Annotated in this window: 25 protein-coding genes and 1 pseudogene; 24 read left to right on the top strand and 2 right to left on the bottom strand. The window is 69.0% G+C overall.

The annotated features are described in order from the left end of the window. Window positions 1-32 precede the first annotated feature (32 nt). The 8 genes from SCLO_RS17905 (at window position 33) to SCLO_RS17940 (ending at window position 6,838) form a co-directional block, all read left to right on the top strand. Entirely contained in the window at window positions 33-761 is a 729-nt protein-coding gene (locus SCLO_RS17905; protein ID WP_123905537.1) for a hypothetical protein, read from the top strand. A 147-nt stretch (window positions 762-908) separates the two neighbouring features. Beyond that, window positions 909-1,151: a hypothetical protein gene (locus SCLO_RS17910; RefSeq protein ID WP_066514709.1), complete on the top strand. Its 243-nt coding sequence runs from the start codon at window positions 909-911 to the stop codon at window positions 1,149-1,151. Between the two features lie 70 nt (window positions 1,152-1,221). Continuing rightward, window positions 1,222-1,986: a hypothetical protein gene (locus SCLO_RS17915; protein ID WP_231923276.1), complete on the top strand. Its 765-nt coding sequence runs from the start codon at window positions 1,222-1,224 to the stop codon at window positions 1,984-1,986. 178 nt (window positions 1,987-2,164) lie between these two features. Next, window positions 2,165-2,812, top strand: coding sequence for a glutathione S-transferase family protein (locus SCLO_RS17920; RefSeq protein WP_066514777.1), 648 nt, complete (start codon window positions 2,165-2,167; stop codon window positions 2,810-2,812). 155 nt (window positions 2,813-2,967) lie between these two features. Next, a complete protein-coding gene (locus tag SCLO_RS17925; RefSeq protein ID WP_066514715.1) occupies window positions 2,968-3,543 on the top strand; it encodes a hypothetical protein in 576 nt (191 codons plus the stop codon). 20 nt (window positions 3,544-3,563) lie between these two features. Continuing rightward, window positions 3,564-4,877 (top strand): DNA-packaging protein, encoded by a 1,314-nt coding sequence (locus SCLO_RS17930; RefSeq protein ID WP_066514717.1) that lies wholly within the window; start codon window positions 3,564-3,566, stop codon window positions 4,875-4,877. A gap of 61 nt (window positions 4,878-4,938) precedes the next feature. Beyond that, window positions 4,939-5,277 carry a hypothetical protein gene (locus tag SCLO_RS17935; protein ID WP_066514720.1) on the top strand — a complete coding sequence of 113 codons (339 nt, stop codon included), beginning with the start codon at window positions 4,939-4,941 and terminating at the stop codon, window positions 5,275-5,277. 427 nt (window positions 5,278-5,704) lie between these two features. Then, window positions 5,705-6,838, top strand: coding sequence for a phage portal protein (locus tag SCLO_RS17940; protein WP_066514722.1), 1,134 nt, complete (start codon window positions 5,705-5,707; stop codon window positions 6,836-6,838). Here the strand turns inward: SCLO_RS17940 and SCLO_RS23470 are convergent. Beyond that, window positions 6,835-7,008, bottom strand: a complete 174-nt coding sequence (locus SCLO_RS23470; protein WP_231923277.1) for a hypothetical protein — start codon at window positions 7,006-7,008, stop codon at window positions 6,835-6,837. The genes SCLO_RS17940 and SCLO_RS23470 overlap by 4 nt on opposite strands. A 58-nt stretch (window positions 7,009-7,066) precedes the next feature. On the opposite strand from SCLO_RS23470, the gene SCLO_RS17945 reads away from it, so the two are divergent. The 9 genes from SCLO_RS17945 (at window position 7,067) to gp17 (ending at window position 12,366) form a co-directional block, all read left to right on the top strand. Next, a complete protein-coding gene (locus tag SCLO_RS17945) occupies window positions 7,067-7,387 on the top strand; it encodes a DUF6127 family protein (RefSeq protein WP_066514780.1) in 321 nt (106 codons plus the stop codon). Continuing rightward, complete coding sequence (locus SCLO_RS17950) at window positions 7,384-7,824, top strand: HK97 family phage prohead protease (RefSeq protein ID WP_066514725.1); 441 nt, start codon at window positions 7,384-7,386, stop codon at window positions 7,822-7,824. The genes SCLO_RS17945 and SCLO_RS17950 overlap by 4 nt, the downstream gene beginning before the upstream one ends. Window positions 7,825-7,926: 102 nt before the next feature. Then, on the top strand, window positions 7,927-9,063 hold the full coding sequence (locus SCLO_RS17955) for a phage major capsid protein (protein ID WP_066514728.1): 1,137 nt from the start codon (window positions 7,927-7,929) through the stop codon (window positions 9,061-9,063). Window positions 9,064-9,135: 72 nt separating this feature from the next. Next, window positions 9,136-10,785 carry a tail fiber domain-containing protein gene (locus SCLO_RS17960; protein ID WP_123905538.1) on the top strand — a complete coding sequence of 550 codons (1,650 nt, stop codon included), beginning with the start codon at window positions 9,136-9,138 and terminating at the stop codon, window positions 10,783-10,785. Next, a complete protein-coding gene (locus SCLO_RS23475; RefSeq protein ID WP_169800537.1) occupies window positions 10,775-10,948 on the top strand; it encodes a hypothetical protein in 174 nt (57 codons plus the stop codon). Before SCLO_RS17960 ends, SCLO_RS23475 begins: the two co-directional genes overlap by 11 nt. Continuing rightward, window positions 10,945-11,223, top strand: a complete 279-nt coding sequence (locus SCLO_RS17965) for a phage fiber-tail adaptor protein (RefSeq protein WP_066514732.1) — start codon at window positions 10,945-10,947, stop codon at window positions 11,221-11,223. Before SCLO_RS23475 ends, SCLO_RS17965 begins: the two co-directional genes overlap by 4 nt. After that, window positions 11,220-11,762, top strand: coding sequence for a head-tail connector protein (locus SCLO_RS17970; protein ID WP_066514740.1), 543 nt, complete (start codon window positions 11,220-11,222; stop codon window positions 11,760-11,762). The genes SCLO_RS17965 and SCLO_RS17970 overlap by 4 nt, the downstream gene beginning before the upstream one ends. Next, window positions 11,759-11,965, top strand: a complete 207-nt coding sequence (locus SCLO_RS17975) for a hypothetical protein (protein ID WP_096362181.1) — start codon at window positions 11,759-11,761, stop codon at window positions 11,963-11,965. Before SCLO_RS17970 ends, SCLO_RS17975 begins: the two co-directional genes overlap by 4 nt. Further along, a complete protein-coding gene (gene gp17, locus SCLO_RS17980; RefSeq protein ID WP_066514744.1) occupies window positions 11,962-12,366 on the top strand; it encodes a tail completion protein gp17 in 405 nt (134 codons plus the stop codon). Before SCLO_RS17975 ends, gp17 begins: the two co-directional genes overlap by 4 nt. A 189-nt stretch (window positions 12,367-12,555) precedes the next feature. Here the strand turns inward: gp17 and SCLO_RS17985 are convergent, their stop codons facing one another. After that, the gene (locus SCLO_RS17985; RefSeq protein WP_066520132.1) at window positions 12,556-12,879 is read right to left on the bottom strand and encodes a hypothetical protein; all 324 of its coding nucleotides are present in this window, start codon (window positions 12,877-12,879) and stop codon (window positions 12,556-12,558) included. Window positions 12,880-12,933: 54 nt separating this feature from the next. Here SCLO_RS17985 and SCLO_RS17990 point away from each other — a divergent pair, with 54 nt between their 5' ends. The 7 genes and pseudogenes from SCLO_RS17990 to SCLO_RS18020 all read left to right on the top strand — a co-directional run bounded on the left by SCLO_RS17990 (window position 12,934) and on the right by SCLO_RS18020 (window position 17,995). Next, window positions 12,934-13,341: a phage major tail protein, TP901-1 family gene (locus SCLO_RS17990; RefSeq protein WP_066520139.1), complete on the top strand. Its 408-nt coding sequence runs from the start codon at window positions 12,934-12,936 to the stop codon at window positions 13,339-13,341. Beyond that, on the top strand, window positions 13,338-13,652 hold the full coding sequence (locus SCLO_RS17995) for a gene transfer agent family protein (RefSeq protein WP_066520142.1): 315 nt from the start codon (window positions 13,338-13,340) through the stop codon (window positions 13,650-13,652). Before SCLO_RS17990 ends, SCLO_RS17995 begins: the two co-directional genes overlap by 4 nt. Further along, entirely contained in the window at window positions 13,649-13,858 is a 210-nt protein-coding gene (locus SCLO_RS18000; protein WP_066520144.1) for a phage tail assembly chaperone, read from the top strand. Before SCLO_RS17995 ends, SCLO_RS18000 begins: the two co-directional genes overlap by 4 nt. A 20-nt stretch (window positions 13,859-13,878) precedes the next feature. Continuing rightward, window positions 13,879-14,445, top strand: a complete 567-nt coding sequence (locus SCLO_RS18005) for a tail tape measure protein (protein ID WP_066520147.1) — start codon at window positions 13,879-13,881, stop codon at window positions 14,443-14,445. Beyond that, window positions 14,442-16,772 carry a DUF2460 domain-containing protein gene (locus SCLO_RS18010; RefSeq protein ID WP_066520149.1) on the top strand — a complete coding sequence of 777 codons (2,331 nt, stop codon included), beginning with the start codon at window positions 14,442-14,444 and terminating at the stop codon, window positions 16,770-16,772. Before SCLO_RS18005 ends, SCLO_RS18010 begins: the two co-directional genes overlap by 4 nt. Continuing rightward, a pseudogene (locus SCLO_RS18015) lies at window positions 16,769-17,585 on the top strand (DUF2163 domain-containing protein). The gene SCLO_RS18010 and the pseudogene SCLO_RS18015 overlap by 4 nt, the downstream one beginning before the upstream one ends. Continuing rightward, on the top strand, window positions 17,582-17,995 hold the full coding sequence (locus tag SCLO_RS18020) for an NlpC/P60 family protein (RefSeq protein ID WP_066520152.1): 414 nt from the start codon (window positions 17,582-17,584) through the stop codon (window positions 17,993-17,995). Before SCLO_RS18015 ends, SCLO_RS18020 begins: the two are co-directional and overlap by 4 nt. Window positions 17,996-17,998: the final 3 nt, after the last annotated feature.

A 17,998-nucleotide genomic window follows, 5' to 3' on the forward strand; every position in this document is an offset into this window, starting at 1 on the left:
TTGCCGTTGGCGCCTCGGGGGGGGATGGAGACATGACATTTCGAAGGGCCTTGGCGCTTTGGCCGGCAGCGATGGCCTGCGCCGCTTTCCTGGCCGCACCCGCCGACGCCAAGGCGCCGGAGCGCATGAGCTTGAGTTCGCAATCGCCCGACGCCATCGTCGTCCTGAAAACGGATTGGTGGCGGCCTGCCCCCAATATGCAATCGGCCTTCAAGCTGACGCTTTCCACTTATGCCGCGGAGGACGGGAAGCTGACCGGCAATATGCTGGGCGGAGCCGTGCTGGTCGAGGCGAAGCAGAAGAATATGGTGGAAGGCTATCTGATCGTTCCCATCAAAGCCGGGCGATGGATCGTGCAAAGCTATTCGCAGCAGGACAAATGGGCGCTGTGTTTCAATGCGTCCTCCCTTCAGTTCGAGGTGGGGCCGGGCGAGGTCGTCTATCTCGGCAAGTTCGATGCCCTGGCCCATCGTCGGCAGCTCACCGCGCAGGCGGTGGGTTCAGGCAAGACCATGATCAGCGGCTATGGCTTCGCGGATTTCTTCGATCTGTCCGAAGGGCCGCGTTTCGAACCCGTCGATGACATGCAAGTGGACGCCGTGAAGGAGATGCTGGGCCGCCGGGCGCCCGGCGTCACCGCGCCGGTGAAGGCGGTGGCATTCGGCCCGGCGTCGTTCGGAACGGGATCGACGCTTTTCGCCGAACGCAAATGCGGGGGATATTTCAAGGCCGGCGTCAAGAAGGAAGGCGGTGGCGGCTGACGCCCGTCGATCCGGTCCTGTCGCCCATGACCGGCTGGGCCGACCGGACTTATGCTTTCTGCATTCGCCGCGACACGGCTTGATTTTTTGAGTTCGATTTTTATTTCGATACGAAAATATATTCGATGAGCCGCAAGGAGACGGGCGATGCATGGTATGGGAGAGGGCGCTTGCCCGTTTGACTTCAATATGGACCCGGCGACCTTCCAGGTCGGGGATCAGGTCAGTTATCGGGTGACGGGCAGCCTGGAAGGCATGCCCTTTGCCGGAGTGCTGCTGGAGGTGCATGAGGATCATGTCGTGCTGACTTCCGATCCCGCCGACAAGGCGAGCCGGATGCGCGCCACCCGGGAAAGCCGTCCGGTCGTCCGCGAAGAGGATGTGTGCTGACGCGACGGCGTTGACCGCCCCATAGCGTCTGTGCCAGAGCCGCGGCGCGGCCTGAGCAGGCGATTTCCGTGTGAGCTTTTCTTCCCCTTCCAGATCACCCATCAAGGAACGTGCCGGCGGGCTGGCCTTTGCGCTGGGGCTGAACGCGCTGTTGCTGCTGGCGCTGCTGACGCTGGCACCGAAGATGCAGGCGCCGCCGGTCGATCCGCGCAACCCGGTGACGTTCGAACTCGCGCCCGGACCCAAGGAGGCGGAGGAAAAGGCGCAGGCGCAGAAAAGCGAAGAGAAATCGAAGGAAAGCGCGCCGCAGAAACAGGCGGAAGCCACGGTCCGGCCGCCGCGCCCGGTGGAAAAGCCGCCGGAACTGCCGCCTTCGCCGCTTCCCTTCCTGGTGCTGGACAGCAACCAGATGGCGGCGGCGGACATCGGGAAGATGCCGAAGAAGGGGCAGGGGCAGGGCGCGGCCCAAGGCGACAGCGCGCAGGTGGCGGGGCCGGGCGAAGGGCCGGGCGGCGTCCAGCTTTTCGCGGCGGAATGGTATCGCAAGCCGCGCGATGCGGAACTGGCGCCCTATTTGCCGGGCAACGCGCCGCCGGACGGCTGGGGCGAGGTGGCCTGCAAGACGGTCGACCATTATCGGGTGGAAAATTGCCAGGCGCTGGGGGAAGCGCCGATGGGATCGGGCTTTGCGCGGGCCGTGCGGCTGGCGGCGTGGCAGTTCCAGGTGCTGCCGCCGCGCGTCAACGGCAAGGTGATGGTCGGAAGCTGGGTGCGGATCAGGATCGATTATTCGCGCAAGGCGGTGGGGAGCGGCATCGACGGGGCGGGGCGGTAGTGAGGCAGGTGCCGGATGTTCTTACATTCGTGAATGTCCGCCTTTGGCCGGTTCCGGACGAGCCGGTTTGCCAATCGCGGTAGTGCCGTTTCCGATCTCCCGGAGGCGGCGCATAAGGGTTGCATTTTGAAATTGGTATGCCACTGTGCCCCCGCATGAGTCCCAGATGGAGCGGCAGATGATCCTTTATGGTGCCCGGCCTTCGCCCTTCGTGCGCAAGGTCATCGTGTTCGCGGCCGAGAAGGGCGTTGCGCTGGACGTGCAGCCGGGCGGCTTCGGGCAAGGTGGGGAGATTTTCGCGCAGGCTTCGCCCTTCGGCAAGATCCCGGCCTTTCAGGATGGGGATTTCCTTATCAGCGACAGTAGCGCGATCATAACCTATCTGGATACGATCTGTCCTGAACCTCCTCTGATCCCGGCGGAGGCGAAGGCGCGGGCGCGCACCATCTGGTATGAGGAGTTCGCCGACACGATCCTTCAGCCGGTGGGCGTGGAGATTTTCTTCAACCGGGTGGTCGCGCCCTTTCTGGGCCTGCCCAACGACCTCGCCGTGGCGGACAAGGCTGAAGCGGAGAAGGTGCCGGGGCTTTGCGATTATATCGAGAAGTCCTTGCCGGAGGGCGGTTGGCTGGTGGAGGATCGCTTCACGCTGGCGGACATCGCGGTCGCCTGTCCGCTCATAAACATCGGCTATTGTAGCGAGGGGCTGGACGCGGGACGCTGGCCCAGGGCGAAGGCATGGTTGCAGAAGGTGCGGGAGAGGCCGAGCTTCGTCGAGGCGCTGGCGGCCGAGGCCAGGGCGTTGAACCGGATGATGGGGATGTAATTCACCTATTTGGAACATTTATCTTGACATCGTGACGCTCTTCGGGCAGAGATGTCAACACTGGAAAATTGTGAGTCGCCGACGTGGCGGTGCAAGGGGCCGGTCCTGAAGGGATCGGCCCTTTTCGCGTTGCGCCGGGGGCGGAAGGTGGGGCGATGACGGGGGAGCGGGAAAAGGCGCGGCCGCGACTGGGCGGCCGGGCGGGGGACAAGGCCGAAGCATGGGTGGTGCAGCGCAACCAGCGGGGCGTGGCGGGAAGCGGGCCGCAATTGCGCGCGGTGCGCAAGGACGGATGGACGCCCGCGCGGCGCAAGCGGTTCCTGGAGACGCTGGCGGCGACCTGCAATGTGAGCGAGGCGGCGCGGGCGGCGGGCAAGAACCTGTCGAGCGCTTATTATCAGCGGCGGCGCGATCCGGGCTTTGCGCGCGAATGGGCGCAGGCGCTGAATGTCGGTTACGCGGAACTGGAGACGCTGTTGCTGCGGCAGTCCTTGTTCGGCGTGGAGGATGAGGAACTGACGCTGGATGGCGAGGGCGCGCTCAAGAGCCGCAAGGTGAAGCGCGGGCATCCGCATGTGGTCGCGGTGCGGCTGCTGCTGGCGCACCAGGCGGCGGTGGAGAAGATGCGCGCCGCCGAAATGCGCGACGGGCCGGAAGCGGAGGAGGCCATCGCGAAGATGCGGACGCTGCTGGAGGATGTGCGGCGTCGGCGGCAATCGGCGGGCGAATGAGGCGATGGGAGCGGCGGGCGATGCGGATGTCGGACATGGAGTGGCTCGCCGGGCAGGATGAAGCCGTGCGGGAGCGGGTGCTGGCGCATCTGGACGAAGCGGCGGCGGAACGGCTGGCGGCGGAGTGGCGCTGGACCGCGCGGGCGGAGCAGCTTGCGCCGGAGGGCGGCTGGCGGCTGTGGCTGATGATGGCGGGGCGCGGCTTTGGCAAGACGCGGGCCGGGGCGGAATGGGTGCGCGAGATCGCGGAGCATGATCCGGGGGCGCGGATCGCCCTGGTCGGGGCGACGCTGGGCGAGGCGCGCAGCGTGATGGTGGAGGGGCCTTCGGGCCTGCTGTCGATCGCGCCATGGTGGTGCCGTCCGGCCTATGCGCCTGCCTTGCGCAAGCTGATGTGGCCTAACGGGGCCGTCGCCACGCTGTTCGGCGCGGCGGACCCGGAGGCGTTGCGCGGGCCGCAGTTCAGCCATGGCTGGGCGGACGAGATCGGGAAATGGCCGAATGGCGAGGCGGTCTGGGACAATCTGATGCTGGGGATGCGACTGGGGCGCTGGCCGCGGGTGCTGGCGACGACGACGCCGCGCCCGGTGCCGCTGGTGCGGCGGCTGGTGGCGCGCGAAGGGCTGGACACGGTGGTGACGCGGGGGCGGACGGCGGACAATGCGGCCCATCTGGCGGAGGATTTCCTGGCGGCGATGGTGGAAGGCTATGGCGGCACGCGGCTGGGGCGGCAGGAACTGGACGGCGAACTGATCGGGGAGGTCGATGGCGCGCTGTGGACGCGCGATCTGCTGGAGCGGTGCCGGGTCAGGCATGTGCCGGCGCTGGCGCGGGTCGTGGTGGCGGTCGATCCGCCTGCTTCGGCGCATGGGGATGCTTGCGGGATCGTGGTCGCGGGCATGGACGCGGACGGGCGCGGCTATGTGCTGGCGGATGCGAGCGTGGAAAGGATGCGGCCCGAAGGCTGGGCGCGGGCGGTCGCGGCGGCGGCGGCGGCGCATGGCGCGGACCGGGTGGTGGCGGAGGCCAATAATGGCGGCGCGATGGTCGAAAGCGTGCTGCGCGCCGCCGAAGCCGGAATGCCGGTGAAGCTGGTCCATGCGAGCCGGGGGAAGGCCGCGCGGGCGGAGCCTGTGGCGGCTCTTTATGAAGCGGGGCGGGTGGCGCATCGCGGCGCCTTCCCCGATCTGGAGGACCAGATGTGCGGCCTGGTCGCGGGCGGCGGCTATGAAGGGCCGGGGCGATCGCCTGACCGGGCGGACGCGCTGGTGTGGGCGCTGACGGAATTGATGCTGACGCGGCGCGGCGAGGCGCGGATCAGGGCGATGGGTTGAGGAACCCTTTGTCCGGGCGGTTCGTTTTGAAGGCGTATCGTGGATTTATGGAGTTTGTACGATGAAGTTCGGCAAGGGTCTGATGGCTTTGGCTGGCGTTACGCTGATCGCTTCGCCGGTTTTCGCGGCCTCGCTCAACAGCAAGGAACGGGCGCGGGTGGCGCGCGCGCATCCTTCTGACCGGGACGATGTGCGCTATTGCCTGTTGCAGGGCAAGAAGGGCCGCGACAAGGGCACCGTCATAGGCGCGGCCGGCGGCGCGGGCGTCGGCGCGATCGCGGGCGGCAATCTGGGCGAATCGCTGCTGGCCGGCGCGGCGGGCGCGGTCGCCGGGCGCGTGATCGGGAAGAGCGAAGGCACCAATTCGGAATGCGACCGGGTGCTGGAACGCAATCCCTAGGACGGATCGCCATTCAGCTCTGTCGGCCTGCAAATGGCGGCTTTTCGCGCTCCGGAGCGCAGTATACTGAACGTGTGTGAGCACCGGAAGCGCGAAAAGCCGCCATTTTAGCTGGTGCTGGCCTTCGGCCTGCCACGCCATCTGCTGAATGGCGATCCGTCCCAGGACTGCGGGCGGGGTGGCGGTGCGTTTCGGGTGGGAGGGGCATCCCCTCATCCGTTCGGGCTGAGCCCTTCGACTGACTGCCCGCCAAGGCAGGCGCCCAGGACAGGCTTCGACTTCGCTCAGGGCGAAAGGTGGCGGCATGGAAGCACGCGTCGGCTTCCACCCTGTTTTGTCGTTCGCGGTGTCGGGCGGTTCGCAATCATGAGTTTTCCATCATCCTCGTTCCCCGATCGGGAGCGGGGATTTTTCGCGGGGTTTGGGCATGAAATGGTTCGGGACGAAAGCGGCGCGCGATGGCGCGCGGCCGGTGTTGGCGCGCGCCTGGGGATCGGGCGCGGCGGCTTTGGGAGAATGGCCGGCCTCCTATGAGTCGCAGGTGCGCGCCGGGGTGATCGGTAATCCCATCGCGCAAAGGGCGACGCGGCTGGTGTGCGAGGCGGCGGGCGCCGCCGTACTGAGGGCGGGCGGCGTGGAGATCGACGCGGGCGCGCGGGTGATGGCGCTCGTCAACCGTTGTTCGGCGGGGCAGGCCCTGATCGAGACGCTGGCCTGCCACCTGCTGCTGCACGGCAATGGCTATGTGCAGATATTGGCGGGGGCGGACGGCGCGCCGGGCGAGCTTTACGCGCTGCGCCCGGAGCGGGTGAGCGTGGAGGCGGATGCGCGGGGCTGGCCTGCCGCCTATCTCTATCGCGTGGGGGACAGCGTGACGCGCCTGACGCCGGAGGACGGCGCGGGGCGCACGAGCATCATCCACCTGAAGGCGCTGCATCCGCTGGACGATCATTATGGGCTGGGCTGCGTCGGCGCGGCGGCGGGCGCGGTGGCGATCCACAATGCCGCGACGGTGTGGAACAAGGCGCTGCTGGACAATGCGGCGCGGCCGAGCGGGGCGATGGTCTATGATCCGGGCGACGGGTCGGTGATGTCGCCCGAACAGTTCGAGCGGGTCCGGCAGGAGATGGAGGCGGCCTTTTCGGGCGCGGCCAATGCGGGGCGGCCGATGCTGCTGGAGGGCGGCCTCAATTGGAAGGCGCTGAGCCTCTCGCCCGCCGAGATGGATTTCGTGGGGCTGAAGGCGGCGGCGGCGCGGGAGATCGCGCTGGCCTTCGGCGTGCCGCCGATGCTGCTGGGGCTGCCGGGGGACAACACCTATGCCAATTATCGCGAGGCGAACCGGGCGCTGTGGCGGCAGACGATATTGCCGCTGGTGAGCAAGCTGTGCGCGGGGCTTTCGCAGGGGCTGTGCAGTTGGTTTCCGGGGGTGCGGATCGAGGCCGATCTGGACGCGGTGCCCGCTCTGGCGGAGGAACGGGCGGCGTTGTGGGATCGGGTCGCGGCCGCCGATTTCCTGACGGCGGAGGAGAAAAAGGCGCTTTTACTGACCGCTTCCTAGGGCGAAGGGGGCTGGGCGAGGGAGTCGAGGCGGCAGAAATGGCCGCCCCAGTTCCAGCGCCCGCCCTGCATCAGGCAATCGCCCGCGGTGAAGAGGTCCGCCCACCAGGCGAGGCCGCCCAGGGCGATGAGGACAAGGACGATCAGCCATTTGCGGTGCATGCGTTTCATGGCGGGGGAGATAGGCGATGGGGCGCGGCGGGAAAAGGGCGGCGGGGAGCGATGGGCGATGAAATATGATGGCGAGATGCTGGCGCGGCTGGTCGCGCAGGCGGAGGCCCAGCCGGTCGGCGCGGACATGGTGATGATCCGCGCCCTGATCGAGGAGGCGAGCGAATTGGGCGCGGGCCGGGCTTTGGAAAGGCTGGGTCTGGCGGACCGTCGGGCGGAGGGCGATGTGCGGGAATTGCGGGAGCTGCTTTCCGCATGGCGGGACGCGAAGAAGGCGGCGCGGGGCGCTGTCGTCGGCTGGGCGGTGCGGATCGCCATGGCGCTGGTGCTGCTGGGACTGGCGGTGAAGACGGGGCTGCTGGGGACGATGCGCGGATGAGCGGGGCGGACGGCGATGTGCGCTTCGCGGGCTATGCGGCGGTGTTCGACCGGGTGGACCGGGGCGGCGACGTGGTGCGGGCCGGGGCTTTCGGCGGCGCGCGGGCGGCGGGCGTGCCGCTGCTGTGGCAGCACGGGCCGGGCGAGGTGATCGGATCGGTCGAGCGGCTGGAGGAGGATGCGCGGGGGCTGCGCGTGATCGGGCGCGTGTCCGGGCGGACGGCGGCGGGGCGCGCGGCGGCGCGGATGCTGCGGGAGAAGGCGGTGGATGGCCTCTCCTTCGGATACCGGGTGCGGGAGGCGCGGGGCATGAGGCCGCGCGAGCTGCTGGGGCTGGATCTGGTGGAGGTGAGCATCGTGACGCATCCGATGCAGCCTTTGGCGCGGGTGATCGCGATGGAGGGGAGCGGGGAGCCCCCCTCATCCCACTTCGCCTAGCCAGCGGGCTGGCAAGGCTTCGTATCCTTCTCCCACGAGGGGAGAAGGTTTTGGGCGGTCCTGCGGGGCCGCCTTTTTTCGTTTCATGGCAAGGAGAAGTCGATGACGGACGTGGTGACAGGCGGGCTGGAGGCCAGCTTTGACGCGGTGCTTCAGGGAGAGAGGATCGCGGTTCTGGAAGGCGATCTGGCCGCGCTGAAAGGCCGGGTGGACGGCGCCTTCCTTTCCGGGCAGCGCCCGGCGCTGGATGGCGTGAAGGGCGGGGCGGTCGATCCGGCGCGGGCGGCTTTCGTGGATCGGTATCTGCGGCAGGGGCTGGAAGCGGGCGTGGAGCTGAAGAGCTTTTCCGGGGCGAGCGGTGCCGCGGGCGGCTATGCGGTGCCGCGGGAGATCGATCAGCTGATCGACAGCACGTTGAAGGCGATCTCGCCGATCCGGTCCATCGCCAATGTGGTGCGCACCGGCAGCGCGGGATACCGCAAGCTGGTGAGCGCGGGCGGCGTCGTTTCGGGCTGGGCCAGCGAGACGGGGGCGCGGACCGAGACGGGGACGCCCAGCTTCAATGAGATCGCGCCGCCTTCGGGCGAGCTTTACGCCAATCCGGCGGCGTCCCAGGCGATGCTGGACGATGCGCAGTTCGATGTCGAGGGCTGGCTGGCCGGAGAGATTTCGCGCGAGTTCGCGGCGGCGGAGGGCGCGGCCTTCGTCAACGGCAACGGCACGAACAAGCCCAAGGGGTTCCTGACCTATGCCGCCACCAATGAGGCGGACGGGGTGCGCGCTTTCGGGTCGCTGCAATATGTGGCTTCGGGCGCGGCGGGGGCCTTCGCGGCCAACCCGCAGGACAAGCTGATTGATCTGGTGCAGAGCCTGCGCGCGCCCTATCGGCAGGGGGCGTCCTTCGTGATGAACTCGGCGACTCTTGCCGTCATCCGCAAGATGAAGACGAGCGACGGGGCTTTCCTGTGGCAGCCTTCGCTGAGCGCGGGTCAGCCGGCGACGCTGCTGGGCTATCCGGTGGTCGAGGCCGAGGATATGCCGGATATCGGCGCGAACAGCCTGTCCATCGCCTTCGGCAATTTCCACGCGGGCTATGTGATCGCGGAGCGCAGCGAGACGAGCATCCTGCGCGATCCGTTCAGCAACAAGCCCTTCGTCCACTTCTATGCCGTCAAGCGTATCGGCGGCGCGGTGGCGAACAGCGAGGCGATCAAGCTGATGAAATTCGCCGCTTCCTGATGCGGGGATGACGATGGGGTGACCTTGGGGGGGGCGTTCGCGTCCCCCTTTTTGTTTTTGCGGGAGACGGGCGTGGCGATCACGGATTGGGAAATGGCCGATCTGGTGCGGGAGGTCTGTTACGATGGGGGGACGGGGCCGCTGGCGCTGGGCGGGGCGATGGCGGGCTATCGCGCCTTTGCCGACGCGCTGGGCGCGGGCGCGCGCTTTCCCTATGTGATCGTGGGCGTGACCGATGCGAGCCAGTGGGAGGCGGGCAGCGGGACGCTGGATCAGGCGGGGCGGCTGATGCGGACGGTCAGCGCCTCCTCGGCGGGCGGCGCGGCGGTGGATTTCGCGGCGGGGGAGAAGCGGGTCGCGCTGGCGCTGCACGCAGGCTGGGTGCGGGCGGTGGAAGGACATGGCCATGCGCCCCCGGATTTGAGCGGGATCGAGGCGGCGCTGGCGGGGAAGCAGGCGGCGAGCGACGTGCTGGACGCGCTGTCCGGCGTGGCGGCGGGGGCGGATGTCCTGCCCTGCTTTACCGGGGAAGACAGCGCCATGGGGGTGCCCTGCACCGCCTTTGCGCGGTCGCTGCTGGACGATGCCGATGCGGCGGCGGCTCTGGTGACGCTGGGCTTGCGGGACGCGCGCGGCGACATGCTGCCGGACGGGGACGACGCGCAGGCGCTGGGCAGTCCGTCGCGGCGCTGGTCGGCGGTGCATGCGGCCGCCCTCGTCAGCGGCAATGCGCAGATCAGCGGGGGGACGATCAGCGGGATCAGCGACCTTGCCATTGCCGATGGCGGGACGGGGGCGTCCACCGCCGCGCAGGCGCGGGTCAATCTGGGGCTGGGCTCCATGGCGGCGCAGGATGCGGGCGCGGTGGCCATCACCGGCGGGAACGCGGTGTTCGGCAGCTTCGGCGTGGTGATCGCGAACGACCCGTATATCGACCGTTATTCGAATGCGGCGGGCACTGGCGCGGGACTGGTGCTGCGACGGGCGCGGGGGACGAAGGAGGCGCCTGCGGCGGTCGGCAACGGCGATGTTCTGGGCGGGCTGTATGTCGCCGGGTTCCAGTCCGTCGCCAATGCCTATAGCGTCAATGTCGCGGCCATCTATGCCTATGCGACGGAGGATTATTCCAGCGCCGGCTATGGCACGGAGATCGCGCTGGCGACCACCGGCAAGGGCTCCACTGGCCGGGCCGTCCGGCTGCGCGTGGGGGATGCGGGTTTCCAGCCCGCGACCAACAATGCCTATGCGCTGGGCGCGGCGGCCAATCGCTGGTCCGTGGTCTATGCGGGGACCGGGACGATCAATACCTCCGACGCGCGGGAGAAGCAGGATGTGGAGGATGTTCCCGCCGCGCTGCTGGACGCCTGGAGCGATGTGGCGTGGCAGCGGTTCCGCTTTGCCGACGCGGTCGCGCTGAAGGGGGAGGAGGCCCGCTGGCATGTCGGGCTGGTCGCGCAGCAGGTGCGGGACGTGATCGACGAGCGGCTGGGCGAGGGCGAGGCCGTGCGGCTGGGCCTGGTGTGCTTCGACAGCTGGGACGCGGAGGCGGAGGAACGGGACGAGGACGGGCATGTCGTTCGTCCCGGACGCGGCGCCGGGGATCGATGGGGGCTGCGTTACGAGGAATGCCTGGCGCTGGAAGCGGCGTGGCAGCGCAGGCGGATCGCGGGGATCGAGGCGGCGCTGGCCCGGCTGGGCGGAGGTTCCGGCCATGGAGGGTGAGGCGCTGGGCGCGCTGCCCATCGGCGATCCGGGCGATGCGCGCGCCGCGCCGGTCTGGCCGGGGAGCTGGCTGGAGGGCGCGCGGCCGGGCCAGAGGCAGCGCATGGAGGGCAGGGCCGGCCCCGCAAGGCCCGAAGCGACGGGAGGGAGCAGGATAAGATGAACCTTTATCTGAAAGATCCGCAGGCGCGGATCGACCATGAAATCGACTGGTCGGCCTATCTGGCCGGGCAGCATGTGACCGGCAGCCTCTGGCATGTCAGCCCCGTCGAAGCGGGCGGCGTCGTGGTGGAGGCCGACGCCTTCGAGGAATTGCGCACCAGCGTGCGGCTGAGCGGCGGCGCGGCGGGGCGGCTTTATGCCGTGACCAATCGCGTCACCCTGTCCGACGGGCAGGAGGATGAGCGGTCGGTGCAGATCCGGGTGGAGGAGCGATGATGATGGCGGCGCAAGGGGAAGCGGGCGCGCTGGCGGCGTCGCTGGCGGAGCTCAAGGCCTATCTGCGGATCGCGACGGGGGATGAGGACGCGGTGCTGGCGGGGCTGCTGCGGAGTGCGGCGGCGCTGTGCGAAGGGTTCATCGGGCAATGGCTGATCGTGCGGGACGCGCGGGAGACGGTGGCGGGCGACGGGAGCTGGCAACGGCTGTCGGCGCGGCCCGTGGCGGCGATCACGGACGTCAGGGTGATCGGTCCGGCGGGCGTGGAGGAGGTTTTGCCGCCCGAACGCTATGCGATCGATATCGATGCTTCGGGCGAAGGATGGGTGCGGTTGCGGGGCGTGGGCGACGGCCGACGGCTGGCGGTTCGGTATCGCGCGGGCATGGCGGAGGAGATGAACGGCCTGCCCGAAGCGATCCGGCAGGGAATCGTGCGGCTGGCGGCGGACCATCATGCGGCGCGCAGTGGGGAAGTGGCGACGCCGCCCGCCGTCGTGAGCGCGCTGTGGCGGCCATGGCGGCGGATGCGGCTGGCATGAGGGACGGTCTGCGGGCGCGCATGGCCGCGCTGGCGGAGGCGCGGGCGGCGAAGCTCCGCGCGGCGGTGGTGGAGGCCATGGGCGCGGCGGGCGTGGCGTCGGCGCGGGTGGATGGCGACAGCGTGCGGGCGTCGGGACGCGGGCTGCTGGCGCGCTGGATCGACGATCTGGCGCTGCGGGAAGCGGGAAGGGGCAGGGCATGAGCGCGGAAATAGCGGTGCGGGCCGCCGTGATCGCGGCGTTGAAGCGGGACGTGGCGTTGATGGACGGGCTCAACGGCCTGTTCGATGGCGCGCCGGAGCGGGCATCGGCCCCCTATGCGGTGGTCGAGGAATGTCTGGGCGCGGAATGGGGCGCGAAGAATGTGGACGGGCGCGAAGTGCGGCTGTCGATCAGCCTGCACGACATGGGAGAGACGCCCGTTCGCCTTGGCCCGCTGCTGGCGCGCGTGGAGGCTGGCGTCACGGGGATGGCGGCGGCTGGCGGCGGCTGGCGGGTCGTTTCGGCGCAGGCGCTGCGTTCGCGCGTGGCCCGGCAGGCGGGGCGGGAGCGCGGGTGGCGCGCTGTCGCGGATTATCGGTTGCGGGTGGTGCGGGAGGAGTGAGGGGGCGGGAATTACGGCGCAAGCTGCTTGCGGGCAAAGGCGGACATTGAATCTCCGTTCGGGCTGAGCGGAGCGAAGTGGCCTCCCTCCGGTCGGCCGTGCCCTTCGACTTCGCTCAGGGCGAACGGAATGAGGAAAGCGGACCGTCGCCAATCCACCCAAATCCGCCATCCGGCACAATAACACCGATCAGGCGGGGCTGAGATAATCCTCATATTCGGTGGTGATCTTGTCCACATATTCGGACACCTGATCGTTGGCGTCGGACTGGGCTTCCTTTTCGGACATGCCGCTCGACTTGTCGTCGGCCACGATGGCGGCGCGGAAGGCGGCTTCCTTGTCGGCGCATTTCTGCTTCAGCGTGGACTGGAAATCGCCGAGCGTCAGCTTCTTGTCGAGCGAGGGCTGAATCTGGGCCGAAAGGCATTGGGAAAAAGCCTTGCGTCCGGCGCCGACGGGATCGGCCGCGGGCGCGGCGGCAAGCATCATCGCAAGGGGGACGGCAACTAGCATCGGAACTCTCCACAGCCTGATTCTGGCACGGATTAACGAAAGGGAGAATGCGCCATGGGCGTCGAAAAAGGAAGTGCATTTCTGTTGAAAGTGGGGGACGGCGGCACCCCCGCAGCCTATGCGACCGTAGCGGGAATGCGCACTACGCAATTGTCCGTAAATGGCGAGGCGGTGAACGTCACCAGCAAGGATTCGGGCGGCTGGCGCGAACTGCTTTCCGGCGCGGGCGTGCGGTCGGTCAGCGTGTCGGCGGCGGGCATCTTCACGGGATCGGCGGCGGAGGTGCGCATCCGTAATCACGCGCTGTCGGGCACCATCGAGGATTATGAACTGAGCTTTGAAAGCGGGGAGCGGATGCGGGGGCGGTTCCTGGTCACGCGGCTCGACTATGCGGGCGATTATAATGGCGAGCGCAACTATGCGCTGAGCCTGGAAAGCTCCGGCCCGGTGGTGTCGCAATGAGCGGCGCGGCGAACGAGGCGCGGGGCGAGGCCGCGCTGGACCTGGGCGGCGAGGTGCTGACGCTGCGGCCCAGTTTCGCCGCGCTGGTGGCGGCGGAGGAGGAACTGGGGCCGCTGTTCGAACTGGTCGAGCGGGCGGCGGACGGGAAGCTGTCGCTGGGCGATCTGGCGGCCTTGTTCTGGCATTGCCTGACGGACCGGCGCGGAGGGTTGACGCGCGAGGCGCTGGGCGAGGCGATATTGGGGCTGGGGCTGGCGAAGGTGACGCCGGTGCTGCGGACCCTGTTGCAGCAGATATTGGCGGGCAAATGAGCGCCGGGACGCGGTTCGCCGGGCGGGCCGCGCGGCTGGCGGGGATCGCGGGCTGGCTGCTGGGCTGGCAGCCGGACGAGTTCTGGCGCGCGACGCCCGCCGAACTGGCGGCGGTGCTGAAGGCGGCGCGGGGCGAGGATGGCCCGGAGACGGGCGTCGATGGGCGCGATCTGGAGCGGTTGCTCGCCATGATGCCGGATCGGTGAGGGGCGCGGGGAGAAATCCGATGGAAGAGGAAGTCGATACGCTGGTCGTGCGCGTGCGCGCCGACACGCAGGGGCTGGCGCGCGATGTGGAAGCGATGCGTGCCGGGATGGAAGGGCCGCTGGCGGCGGGCGCCGAACGAGCGGGGCGGCGGATCGAGCAGGGACTGCTGCGGGCCGCGCGGACGGGGAAGTTCGGGTTCGAGGACCTGCGGCGCATGGCGCTGTCGACGCTCGACCAGATCGCGGGCAGTGCGTTGCGGTCGGCCCTGGGGTCTGTCGGCGGCGGAGGCGTGGGCGGCGGGCTGCTGAGCGCCGGAGCTTCGTTGGTCGGGGCGGCGCTGGGCTTGCCGGGGCGGGCTACGGGCGGGCCGGTGGGTCCGGGACGGGCCTATATGGTGGGCGAGCGAGGACCGGAACTGTTCGTGCCGACGGCGAGCGGACAGGTCGTGGCCCATGGCGGCGGCGCGCGGGACGTGCGGGTGAGCATCGCGGTGCAGGGGCGGGGCGACGGGCAGGACGGCCCCCGGCTGCTGGCGCGGAGCGCGCGGCAGGTGGCGCGGGCGGTGAAGGGGGCGCTGAACGGATGAGCGGGATCGGCTATTGGCTGGCGAAGGCGCGGGGCGGACAGGAAACGCGCTTCATGAAGCGGTTCGCGCCGACGCATTGGACGGTGAATTTCCCCCGGCCGATGATGGCGAGCGTGATGACGAGCGCGCCGGACGCTTTGCGGGTGGATGCGGTCTTCTATGGGTCGGGCGATCTGGCGGGGCTGATCTGGGAGGCGGAGGATCGGTGGAGCCATCCGTTGCTGGCCTATGAGACGGCGCGGGATTTTCGGGATTGCATGTTGCGATTCCGGTGGCGGAGCGGGGGCCTCCGGCGGCTGGACCAGACGCATGGACCGACGCTGACCATCGAGGGGCGCGATGCGGAAGGGCAGGCGCGGTCCTGGTATGTGCGCTTGTGGAACTATGCCCATGGCGGGCCGGAAGATTCGGAGATCATTCTCGATTTTTCCGATATGGAAGGCGGGTTCCTGCTGCCGGAGGAGGCCGATCCGGTCTGGGCGGGCGATGTGGATCGTATGTTCATTTCGCTCGCTTCGCCGGATTATGACGAAGGCGATACCGTCTTTGCGGCGGGCGTGGAGGGCTGGGCGGAACTGAGCGACATGCGTTGCGACGGGGCCGGATCGGTGCTGGCGGCGGGCGATGTGGTGCTGCCGGAACATGGGCTGTCCATGGCGACGGGCTATGACGACTGCCTGAACCAGACGCCGGAACGGATCGTCGCCGCGATCCATGCGCTCGGCTATCGCGGGGACATCAATCATTATGTGGGGATGAGCCATTATTTCCGGCTCCTGCCCGATGCGGGGAAGCATCTCGTCACGCTGGAGGGCGGTGCGCTGAACGGGCCTTGCGCGGCGTGGCATGAGGATTTCGCGCGGCGGTCGAAGGCGATGGGGCTGGGGGTGATCTGGTCGCTGTCCTATGAACTGTTCGACGCCCATTGCCCGGAGGCATGGAAGCAGCGGGCGGAAAATGGCGATCCGGCGCTGACGGGCTGGGAGCCGCCTTCGACGCTGTTGTCTCCGGCTCATGCGGGGGCGATGGGCTATTTGCGGGCGGTGGCTTCTGCCTTTGTTTCCATGGCGTTGAATCAGGATATTGCCGTCAAGTTTCAGGTCGGGGAGCCATGGTGGTGGGTGATGCCCGCCGATGGGCGCATCTGCCTGTATGACGATGCGGCACGGGCGGCTTTGGGGGGAAGTCCGGTTTCCATTCCGGACGTGCGGGGCGCGCTTTCGGAAGGGCAGAAAGCGCTGCTGGATGCGGCGGGGGCGATCCTGGCGGGGTCCACGGCTTCGCTGTGCGGGGCGGTGAAGGCGATGGCTCCGGAGGCGGTGACGCATCTGCTGGCCTATCTGCCGACCGTGCTCGATCCGCTGGCGCCCGAGGCGAAGCGGGCGAACATGCCGCTGGGGTGGGCGGACCCGGCCTTCGATGTGCTGCAACTGGAAGATTATGACTGGGTGACGCAGGGGCGCAGGCGGCTGACGGCGCGGGGCGTCGAGGAAGCGGCGGCGCGGCTGGGCTATCCGGTCGAGCGGCAGCATTATTTTTCGGGCTTCGTGCTGTTGCCGGAGGATGCCGCGCAATGGGCGGAGATCGCGGAAGAGGCGGATGCCGCTGTGCGGCGGGGGACGGCGGCGACCTTCGTCTGGGCGCTGCCGCAGGTCGCGCGCGATGGCTTCACCTGTTTCAGACTGGATGGGGAAGAAGATATGCAAGCCTTTGACGATATTGTCTTTCCCTTGAGCGTGGGGCGAGAGGCGAGCCTGTCGCCGGCCTTTTCGACGCAGATCGTGGAGAGCCCCTCCGGCCATGAGCGCCGGACGAGCGACTGGGCGGATGCGCGACTGTCTTTCGATGCGGGGCCGGGGGTGCGGTCGGAGGCCGATATCGCTGAACTGATCGCCTTTTTCAGGGCGCGGCGCGGGGCGGCGCGGGGGTTCCGCTTCACCGATCCGTTCGATGATCGCAGTTGCGCGGCGGGCGGGACGCCGGGGCCGATGGACCAGCGGCTGGGGACGGGCGACGGCGTGAAGGCGGAGTTCCAGCTGATGCGCTTCTATGGCGAGGGGGAGGAGGCGCAGGCGCGGGCGATCACGCGGCCGGTGGCGGGTTCCATCCGGGTCGCGGTGGATGGCGTGGAGCGGCTTTCGGGCTGGAGCCATGCGGGGATGGGCGTCATCGCTTTCGATGTCGCGCCGGAGGATGGCGCGGTGCTGACCGCCGGTTTCCGGTTCGACGTGCCGGTGCGCTTTGCCGAGGACCGGTTGGACATCAACCGGGCGACCTTTGCCGCCGGGGAGGCTCCGTCGGTGCCGCTGGTGGAGATCAGGGAATGAGCGTGGACGAGATTCTGGGCAAGCCGCTCTGCACGCTGGCCTTCTGCTGGCGGCTGGAGCGGCGGGACGGGGTGACGATCGGGCTCACCAGCCATGACCGCGATTTGACGGTGGACCATGTGCGCTATCGCGCCGCGCCGGGGATGATGCCCTCGGCCATTCGCAACGGCATCACGGCGGAGGGCGCGGACATGGATGTGGAGGGCGCGCTGACCTCCGAAGCGATCAGCGAGGCCGATCTGATGGCGGGGCGCTGGGACGGAGCCGCGCTGGAGGTGCGGCTGACCGAGTGGGAGGAACCGGGTGTGCTCTGGCTGCTGCTGGCGCGCGGAGAGATCGGGGCGGTGGGGCGCAAGGGGGGCGCTTTCACGGCGGAACTGATCGGGGCGACCAATGTGCTGCGGAGTGCGGTGGCGCCTTCGACGTCGCCCGATTGCCGGGCGCGGCTGGGGGACCGGCAGTGCCGGGTGGACATGGCGGGACGCAGGCGCGTGGTGGCGGTTTCCGGGGTGGAGGATGGCGTGGCGCAGGTCGATGGGCTGGCGGCGAGCGCTTATGCCTTTGGCACGTTGCGCTGGCTGACGGGCGTCAATGGGGGGGCTGGTTCAGGCGGTGATGGACAATGCGGCGGACGCGGTGACGCTGGCCGATCCGCCGCCCTTTGCGGTGGAGGCGGGGACATTGGCCCTGCTGACGGAAGGATGCGACCGGCAATTGGCGACCTGCGCGGAGCGCTTCGGCAATGCCGTCAATTTCCGGGGGGAGCCCTATCTGCCGGGGACGGACCTGCTGACCCGTTATCCCGGCGCATGAGCGGCGATGGCTTTGCGGCGCGGGTCGTCGCGGAGGCGCGGGCGCTGATCGGCGTGCCGTTCCGCCTGCATGGGCGCAGCGCGGAGATGGGGCTGGACTGCGTGGGGCTGGCGGCGCTGGCGTATCGGCGGGCGGGGCATCGGGGGATGGTTCCGCGCGGCTATGCGCTGCGGACGAGGGACGTGGGGCGGATCGAGGCGTGGCTGCGCGAGGCGGGGCTGCGGGACGTGGAGAAGGGCGAGGCGGGCGACCTGGCGCTGGTGCGGCCGGGGCCGTTGCACCTGCACCTGATGATCCGGGCGCCGGGCGGCTTCGTCCATGCCCATGCGGGGTTGCGGCAGGTGGTGGAGATGCCGGGGGATTCGCCCTGGCCGGTCATCGGGCACTGGCGGACGATGGGGGAGAAGTGAGAG

Source organism: Sphingobium cloacae (genome assembly GCF_002355855.1).
GTDB classification, from domain to species: domain Bacteria; phylum Pseudomonadota; class Alphaproteobacteria; order Sphingomonadales; family Sphingomonadaceae; genus Sphingobium; species Sphingobium cloacae.